Raw genomic sequence first — 7,283 nt, 5'->3', positions numbered from 1 at the left:
CTTGACTCCCCCGGCGGACGGGACCAAACGCCCGCCCATGATCACCCGCTATTCCCGCCCCGAAGCCGCCGCCATCTGGTCCAGCCAGACCAAGTACAAGATCTGGTTCGAGATCGAGGCCCACGCCGCCGACGCCATGGCCGAGCTGGGGGTCATCCCCAAGCTGGCGGCGCAGACCATCTGGGAAAAGGGCCGCGACGCGGTCTGGGACAGCGACCGCATCGACGAGATCGAGCGCGTCACCAAGCACGACGTCATCGCCTTCCTGACCCACGTGGCCGAGATCGTCGGCCCCGAGGCCCGCTTCCTGCACCAGGGCATGACCAGCAGCGACGTGCTGGACACCTGCTTCGCCGTGCAACTCTCCAAGGCCACCGATCTGCTGCTGGAGGACGTCGACCTGATCCTGGCCGCCCTGAAGCGCCGGGCCCTGGAACACAAGATGACCGTCTGCGTCGGCCGCAGCCACGGCATCCACGCCGAACCCATTACCTTCGGCCTGAAGCTGGCCGGCTACTACGCCGAGTTCCAGCGCGCCAAGGAGCGCCTGGCCATGGCCAAGTTCGAGATCGCCACCTGCGCGATCTCGGGCGCGGTGGGCACCTTCGCCAATGTCGATCCGCGCGTCGAACAGCACGTGGCCGACAAGATGGGCCTGGCCGTCGAGCCGGTCTCGACCCAGGTGATCCCGCGCGACCGCCACGCCGCCTACTTCGCGGCCCTGGGCGTGGTCGCCTCGTCGGTCGAGCGCCTGGCCACGGAAATCCGCCACCTGCAGCGCACCGAGGTGCTGGAGGCCGAGGAGCCGTTCGATCCGGGCCAGAAGGGCTCGTCGGCCATGCCGCACAAGCGCAACCCGATCCTGACCGAGAACCTGACGGGCCTGGCCCGCCTGGTCCGCTCGGCCGTGACCCCGGCCATGGAGAACGTCGCCCTCTGGCACGAGCGCGACATCAGCCACTCGTCGGTCGAGCGCGGCATCGGGCCGGACGCCACGATCCACCTCGACTTCGCCCTGCGCCGCCTGGCGGGCGTGATCGAGCGCTTCAACATCTACCCCGACAACATGGCCAAGAACCTGGACAAGCTGGGCGGCCTGGTCTTCTCGCAGCGCGTGATGCTGGCCCTGACCCACAAGGACGTGTCGCGCGAGGACGCCTACGCCGCCGTCCAGGGCAACGCCATGAAGGTGTGGCGCGGCGAGGGCCGGTTCATCGACTTCCTGAAGGCCGACCCGGTGGTCTCCAAGGCCCTGACGGACGCCGAGCTCGAGGAACTGTTCGACTACGGCTACCACACCAAGAACGTCGACGTGATCTTCAAGCGCGTGTTCGGCGAGCAGGGCTAACCTGCCGCATGACCCGCAAGGCGGGCTTCCCGGCGGTCGTCGACGCGGACACCCGCGTCCTGATCCTGGGCAGCCTGCCGGGCGAGGCTTCGCTGGCCGTCCGCCAGTACTATGGCAATCCCCGGAACGCCTTCTGGCGGCTGATGGAGGGCGTGCTGGGCGCGCCCCTGGTTCCGCTGCCCTATGACGACCGGCTCAAGGCCCTGCTGTCGCACGGCGTGGGCCTGTGGGACGTGATCGCCGAGGCCCGCCGCCCCGGCAGCCTGGACGCCGCCATCCGCGACCCGGCGGCCAACGATCTGGTCGCCCTGATCGAGACCCTGCCGGCCCTGCGGCTCGTCGCCTTCAACGGCGGCACGGCCGCGAAGCTGGGCGGGCGGCTGATCGGCGAGCGGGTCCCGACCATCGCCCTGCCCTCATCCTCTCCAGCGCACGCGGCGCGGACTTTCGAGCAAAAGGCTGAGGCGTGGTCCGCCTTGAAAACCCCTCTCTCATAGAGAGAGGGAGGGGCCCACCGCGCAGCGGTGGGAGGGTGAGAGGTTACACTCTCTCCGAACGAAGCTCTGACGAAGACGAGGTATGTCGGCGGCCGCATCGGTAATGGCGGCTCTTGAGGACGCTCAACGGCTCTCGGTTTGCCTGCTGGCGGTGAAACCTCTCACCCTCCCTCTCTCTATGAGAGAGGGGTTTTAGGGCGCGGTTCCCGCCTTATCCCACCTTCCCGCTCTTCCAGTTGATCACGTGATACACCGCGTTCGTCGTCCCGACGTTGCGCAGCGCATGCGGGCTGTTGGACGCGTTGAAGATCACCCCGCCCGGCCCGACCGTCTTCCAGACGCCGCCCGACAGGGTCTCGACCTGGCCCTCGCGGATGATCACCAGCTCCTCGTTCGGATGGGTGTGCGGCGGGTGCGAGCTGGTTCCCGGCTTCAGGGTGGTGACGTGCAGTTCCAGCTCGTCCAGCGTGGCGGTCGGGCCGCGCGCGACCTGGGCGTAGGTTCCCACGTCCGTGTCGTGCGGCTTGAGGTCTTCCCAGCGCCAGACCGACGGACCGATCAGGGCGGGCTTGGCCTCCTGGGCCACGGCGACGGCGGCGACCGTCAGGGCGGCCGCGCCCAGGGCGACGGCCAGGTCTCGCTTGGTGAGCATGATCGGGATCCTAGAAGGTGTAGGGCTTGCGTTGCGGGCGGCTGAGCAGGGCGTTGGCGGCGTCGTCGCCGATGAAGCGCTCGGCCTTGGGGTCCCACCGCAGCCGCCGGCCGCTCTTCATCGCCGCGTGGTGCAGCAGGCAGGTCGAGCAGGCGCGGTGGCCGACCTCCGCCGGGGCCGAGGGGGGCCGGCGGCTGCGGATCGAGTCCAGCCAGTCGCCGTGCTGCTCCTCGGAGCGGCGCAGGTGGATCTCGTCGGGTCCGATCACGCTGTCCAGGATCTTGGGATCGCTGGCGGCCAGGGTCGGGGTCGGCTTGGCCCCGAAGCTGGGATCGCTTGAGGTGACCGCGCCGTCTCGGGCGACGAAGATCCAACCCTCGGTCCCGATGAACTTCACCCCGTTCGGGAAATCGCCCGAGATGTCCATGGTGACGCCGTTGGCGTAGCGGGCGTGGGTCAGGAACTTGCCGTGCACGTTCCACAGGCCGCTCTTGGGGAACTCGGCCGAGCCCCAGACCTCGACCGGGCCCGAATGCTCCATGTCCATGCCCCAGTGGGCGGTGTCGACGTGGTGGGCGCCCCAGCCGGTGATCATGCCGGCCCCGAACTGCTCGCAGCGCAGCCAGCCGGGCCGGTCGAACGAGCCCTGGGGATGGACCCGCATCTCGGTGTAGTAGGCCTCCGGCGTCGAGCCCAGCCAGGCGTCGTAGTTCAGGTTGGCCGGGATCGGCTGCTCCGGTGCCTCGGGGCCGGACGGGTCGCCCGGCAGGCCGACCTCGACGTGCTTCAACTGGCCGATGCGGCCGTTGCGGACCAGCTCGCAGGCGCGGCGGAACTGCGGCCACGGCTTGTCCGAGCGCTGCTGCGAGCCGATCTGCAGGATGCGGCCAGTGGCGGCCACGGCGTCGGCCAGGGTCCGTCCCTCGGCGATGGTCAGCGAGGCCGGCTTCTGCAGATAGACGTCCTTGCCCGCCTTGACCGCGTGCACGGCCAGGATCGCGTGCTGGTGGTCGGGCGTGGCGATGATCACCGCGTCGATGTCCTTGGCCGCCAGCAGCTCGTGGTGGTCGGCGAAGGTCCGGGCGCTGTCCCAGGGGCGGCCGTACTTCTTGCTGTAGGTCTCGTCGACCAGCTGCTTGCCCAGCGCCAGGCGCTTGGAGTCGACGTCGCACACCGCCAGGATCTGGGCGTGGTCGTACTTGAAGGTCTCGGCCATGTCGTGGCCGCGGGCGATGCGGCCCACGCCGATGACGCCGATGTTGATGCGGTTGCTGGGGGCGTTCTGGCCGAACACGGTGGCCGGCACGATCGTCGGGAAGGCGACGGCGGCGCCCAGCACGGCGCGGCGGGAAAGCTTGCTCATGGCATCCCCTCCCCTCAGGCCGTGACCGGCCGGGTGGCGTTCTTCTGGGCGGTCAGCACCAGTTCGGCGGCCAGCAGGGCCTGGTCCTGGTCCTGGGCGACCGAGGTGCGCTCGACGATGTCGGCCACGAACTGCGGGCCGAACGGCAGGATGACCTTGGAGCAGTCGATGTAACGCGCCTGCTTCCGGTCGACGATCAGCAGGTGGTCGCCGCCGGGTCGGCCGGTCGGATCGACGTACTTGCGCAGCTCGATATAGCCCTCGGTCCCCAGCAGGAAGAGCCGGCCGTCGCCCCAGACGCCCAGGCCGTCGGGCGTGAACCAGTCGACCCGGACATAGCCCGTGCCGCCGTCGCCCGTCAGGGTCATGTCGCCGAAATCCTCGAACTTCGGATGCGCGGTGTTGTTGAGATTGCCGGTCTGGCTGGAGACCACGTGGGCGGTCTTGCTGCCGGTGTAGTAGAGGAACTGATCGGCCTGGTGCGAGCCGATGTCGGTCAGGATGCCGCCGTAGCGGGCCTTGTCCCAGAACCAGTCGGGCCGGCCGGTCCCGATCCGGTGCGGAGCCAGGTTGACCGTCTGGACCACCTTGCCGATCGCCCCGGCCTGGACCAGCTCGCCGGCCTTGACCGCGGCCGGCACCTCCAGGCGTTCGGAATACATGATCGCGTACTTGCGGCCGGTCTTCTTCACCGCCGCCCGCACCTGGGCCAGTTGCGCCAGGGTGACGATGCCCGGCTTGTCCGACAGGTAGTCCTTGCCCGCCGCCATGACCCTCAGGCCGAGGGGCGCGCGCTGGTCGGGGATCGGCGCGGCGGCGACCAGCTGGATCGACTTGTCCTGCAGGATCTCGTCCTCGCTGCGCGCCAGGGGCACGTCGCCGAACTGCTTGCGGAAATCGGCGATCTGCTTGGGGTCGGTGGCGTAGACGCTGACCAGCTCGCCCCCGCCCCGCTTCACCGCCGCCGTCATGCTCATGATGTGATAGTGATCGAGGCCGATCACCGAGAAGCGGATGCGGTGCTTGGGCGCGGCGCTCGGGTCGGCGCCCGGCGCGGCGACCTCCTGGGTCGCGCCCTGGACGGGCAGGCCCGCCACGGTCCCCGCGAGTCCCGCCGCCAGCAGAAAGCCGCGCCGACTGGCCAGATCGTTCATGTCGTTCCTCCCAGGTCCGGCGACATCCTCGCCTTGGCCGCCTTGGTCTGACCAATGATCGGCCGGTCATCAGACCATTGAATCCGCCGAAAGGAAAACGCCTTTTGAAGGCGCAGGCGTCCGACCCGCGCCCACATTACAATGTTTTCATCTGCGCCCATCCGGCATCTGGGGCAGCATCGCCGTTTCGGGGATGTTCAGGACCACATCATGCGCAACCTTCTGCTGGCCGCCGCCTCGGCGTTCGCCCTCTCTGCCGTCGCCGCCACAGCCTTCGCGGCTGATCCGCCCGCTAAACCAATGTACGGCGACTGGGGCGTCGACCTGACCGCCGGCGACAAGTCGGTCTCGCCCGGCGCGAACTTCGACAAGTACGCGAACGGCGCCTGGGCGGCCCGCACCCAGATCCCGGCCGACCAGGGCTCGGCCGGCGTCGGCTACGACGTCTACAACCGCTCGCAGGACCAGCTGCGCACCCTGATCGAGACGGCCGAGCCGTCGACCCAGATCGGCGCGCTGTACAAGAGCTTCGTCGACGAGGCCAAGGTCGAGGCGGTCGACGACAAGCCGCTGAAGGCGGACCTCGCCAAGATCGCCGCGATCAAGACCAAGGCCGACTTCACCGTGGCCATGGGCCACACCCAAGGCGGTTTCGGCAGCGGGGTGTTCTCGCTGGACATCTATCCGGACGCCAAGAACCCCGAGATCAACACCCTGTATATCGGCCAGGCCGGCCTGGGCATGCCCGACCGCGACTACTACCTGACCGACGGCTTCAAGCCCCAGCGCGAGGCCTATCTGGCGTTCATCGAGCGCGCCCTGAAGATGGCCGGCTACCCGGACCCGGCCAAGTCGGCGGCCGACGTCCTGGCCTTCGAGACCAAGATCGCCAAGGTCAGCTGGGAGGTCGCCGAGCGCCGCGACATCGACAAGACCTACAACCCCACCACCGTGGCCGAGCTGAACGGCTACGCGCCCTTCCCCTGGTCGCCCTACCTGGCCGCCGCCGGCATGCCGGGCCTGACCAAGGTGGTGCTGGGCGAGAAGACCGCCGTGCGCGACATCGCCAAGGTCTATGACGAGACGCCGCTGGAGACCCTGAAGGCCTGGCAGACCTACAACGTCATCGCCGAGACCTCGCCCTACCTCTCCAAGCGCTTCGTCGACAGCCGCTTCGAATACATCAAGGTCCTGACCGGCCAGTCGGCCCTGCGCCCCCGCTGGAAGCGCGGCGTGCAACTGGTCGACGGCAGCCTGGGCGAGGTGGTCGGCCAGACCTATGTCGCCAAGTACTTCCCGCCCAGCTCCAAGGCCCAGATGGTCGATCTGATCGCCAACCTGAAGACGGCGATGGCGGCGCGCATCCAGAAGGCGCCGTGGATGAGCCCGGCCACCAAGACCGAGGCGCTGGCCAAGCTGTCCAAGATGCAGGTGATGGTCGGCTATCCCGACAAGTGGCGCGACTATTCGGGCCTGAAGCTGGACGTGAACGACCTCTACGGCAACGTCGCGGCCAGCCGGAAGTTCGAGTGGGCGTACCAGCTGAGCGACCTGGGCAAGCCGGTCGACCACGGCAAGTGGGGCATGACCCCGCAGACCGTGAACGCCTACAACGGCGGGCTGGAGAACAAGATCGTGTTCCCGGCCGGCATCCTGCAGGCGCCCTATTTCGATCCCAACGCCGACCCGGCGGTGAACTACGGCGCGATCGGCGCGGTGATCGGACACGAGATCAGCCACGGCTTCGACGACCAGGGCCGCAAGATCGACGCCACGGGCAAGCTGCGCGACTGGTGGACGCCGGAGGACGCCAAGCGCTTCGACGCCCAGGCCGACGTGCTGGGCAAGCAGTACGACGCCTACGAACCGGTCCCCGGCTCGCACATCAACGGCAAGCTGACCATGGGCGAGAACATCGCCGACCTGGCCGGGCTGCAGGTGGCGCTGGACGCCTACCACGCCTCGCTGGGCGGCAAGCCGGCGCCGGTGATCGGCGGACTGACGGGCGACCAGCGCCTGTTCCTGGCCTTCGCCCAGTCCTGGCAGGAAAAGGCCCGCGACGACTCGCTCAAGCAGCAGATGGCGTCCGACCCGCACTCGCCGTCGTCGTTCCGCGTGGTGGGCCCCACCCGCAACGTCGACGCCTGGTACGACGCCTTCGGGGTCAAGCCCGGCGACACCTACTACCTGCCGCCCGAGGCCCGCTCGCGGGTCTGGTAGGGATCAGGAACGCAAAAGGGCCGCCCCGAGGGGCGGCCCTTTCAGCATC

6 protein-coding genes are annotated in these 7,283 nt (G+C 68.7%); 3 read left to right on the top strand and 3 right to left on the bottom strand.

Annotated elements, in window-relative coordinates:
* Positions 1-37 precede the first annotated feature (37 nt).
* A complete protein-coding gene (gene purB / locus WAE60_RS06955; RefSeq protein WP_337685539.1) occupies positions 38-1,348 on the top strand; it encodes an adenylosuccinate lyase in 1,311 nt (436 codons plus the stop codon).
* A gap of 8 nt (positions 1,349-1,356) precedes the next feature.
* The gene (locus WAE60_RS06950; RefSeq protein WP_337685536.1) at positions 1,357-1,845 is read left to right on the top strand and encodes a DNA-deoxyinosine glycosylase; all 489 of its coding nucleotides are present in this window, start codon (positions 1,357-1,359) and stop codon (positions 1,843-1,845) included.
* A gap of 211 nt (positions 1,846-2,056) precedes the next feature.
* Here the strand turns inward: WAE60_RS06950 and WAE60_RS06945 are convergent, their stop codons facing one another.
* From WAE60_RS06945 to WAE60_RS06935, 3 genes are read right to left on the bottom strand one after another with little or no spacing between them, the layout of a single operon-like run.
* Entirely contained in the window at positions 2,057-2,497 is a 441-nt protein-coding gene (locus WAE60_RS06945; protein WP_337685535.1) for a cupin domain-containing protein, read from the bottom strand.
* 10 nt (positions 2,498-2,507) lie between these two features.
* On the bottom strand, positions 2,508-3,860 hold the full coding sequence (locus WAE60_RS06940; RefSeq protein WP_337685534.1) for a Gfo/Idh/MocA family oxidoreductase: 1,353 nt from the start codon (positions 3,858-3,860) through the stop codon (positions 2,508-2,510).
* Between the two features lie 14 nt (positions 3,861-3,874).
* On the bottom strand, positions 3,875-5,014 hold the full coding sequence (locus WAE60_RS06935; protein ID WP_029915471.1) for a Gfo/Idh/MocA family oxidoreductase: 1,140 nt from the start codon (positions 5,012-5,014) through the stop codon (positions 3,875-3,877).
* Between the two features lie 210 nt (positions 5,015-5,224).
* Between WAE60_RS06935 and WAE60_RS06930 the strand changes: the two genes are divergently transcribed.
* Positions 5,225-7,234, top strand: coding sequence for a M13 family metallopeptidase (locus tag WAE60_RS06930; RefSeq protein ID WP_029915469.1), 2,010 nt, complete (start codon positions 5,225-5,227; stop codon positions 7,232-7,234).
* Positions 7,235-7,283: the final 49 nt, after the last annotated feature.

Origin of the sequence: Caulobacter sp. CCG-8, assembly GCF_037402475.1 — a bacterium.
GTDB lineage: Bacteria > Pseudomonadota > Alphaproteobacteria > Caulobacterales > Caulobacteraceae > Caulobacter.
The sequence above is the reverse complement of the archived record's forward strand: the minus strand, read 5'-3'. Positions and strand labels throughout refer to the sequence as shown.